2 protein-coding genes are annotated in these 526 nt (G+C 32.7%); both read left to right on the top strand.

Features of this window, described 5'->3' with window-relative positions; all coding sequences use genetic code 11:
• Nucleotides 1-308 (top strand): SDR family oxidoreductase (locus tag ACYVBN_RS18390; protein WP_460601773.1); only part of this gene is annotated, 308 nt, incomplete at its 5' end.
• Nucleotides 309-386: 78 nt separating this feature from the next.
• A partial coding sequence (locus ACYVBN_RS18385) for a helix-turn-helix domain-containing protein (protein WP_460601774.1) occupies nucleotides 387-526 on the top strand: 140 nt, incomplete at its 3' end.

The following is a 526-nucleotide window of genomic DNA, read 5'->3' as shown; positions in this document are numbered from 1 at the left end:
CATCAAAAGCAGCGCTTAATTCTTATACACGAACAGCAGCTACGGAATTAGCCCCAAGAAAAATAAGAATAAACTCAGTAAATCCAGGACCAATATCTACACCAATTTTTGGAAAAACAGGAATGGAAGAAGAGCAATTACAAGGTTTTGCTCAAACAATAGAAAACCGTATTCCTTTAAAACGATTTGGACGACCAGAAGAAGTAGCTAAACTTGTTTCGTTTTTAGCATCTGATAATGCTACTTTTATAACAGGAAGTGAGTATAATATTGATGGAGGAATAAACATCAATCCATTATTGAGTTAATTTTTTTTGAATATATTTGGAATGAAAGTTCCAATATGGTAATTTTGTGGAAGTGTAAATAACTTCCACATTTTTTATATGCCAAGAGTTAAATCATTTGACGAAAAAGAAGTACTAGCCAAAGCAATGTGTTTGTTTTGGAAGCAAGGATATTCTGCTACTTCCGTGCAAGATTTGGTAAGTCAATTAGGAATAAACAGAGCAAGTTTATATGATAC

The organism is Flexivirga lutea (genome assembly GCF_054778955.1).
Note: the sequence above shows the minus strand (reverse complement) of the source record. Positions and strands in the feature narration are given on the sequence as shown.